Source organism: Jeotgalibacillus marinus, assembly GCF_040801915.1.
GTDB lineage: Bacteria > Bacillota > Bacilli > Bacillales > Jeotgalibacillaceae > Jeotgalibacillus > Jeotgalibacillus marinus.
Genome location: NZ_JBFMIA010000094.1, coordinates 1 through 452 on the forward strand (window position 1 = coordinate 1; position 452 = coordinate 452).

General features: G+C 38.9%; 1 protein-coding gene. It reads right to left on the minus strand.

Annotated elements, in window-relative coordinates; all coding sequences use genetic code 11:
* Positions 1–452: nucleoside recognition domain-containing protein (locus AB1471_RS17115; RefSeq protein ID WP_367780944.1), on the minus strand; the 452-nt coding region annotated here is incomplete at both ends.

Genomic DNA, 452 nt, shown 5'->3' on the forward strand with positions numbered 1-452 from the left:
CCAGAAGATACTCTAACGGGATGCCAAGTGCAGCATATCCCACCAAAACAGAACCCGCAACAGATGCTAAACCACCAGTCATAACAGCAAAAAGCTCTGAATTTGTCATTTTTGAAATGTAAGGCTTGATGACAAGGGGGGCTTCATTTTGTGATACAAATATATTGGCTGCAGCGGATACTGATTCTGCTTTTCTCGTCCCAAGAAGCCGAGATAAACCGCCGCCAAGCACTTTAATTATAAACTGCATAATTTTCAAGTAATATAATATAGAAATCAAAGAGGAAAAGAAGATGATAATCGTAAGGACGTTAATGGCAAATACAAATCCACCTTCTGCTTGATAACCAAATCCTCCAAGCACGAAATCGATTCCTTCGTTTGCATAAGAGATGATGTTATTAACAGCATACGTCATTTTTTCTAGCACATTGCGTCCTATTGTTGTTTGA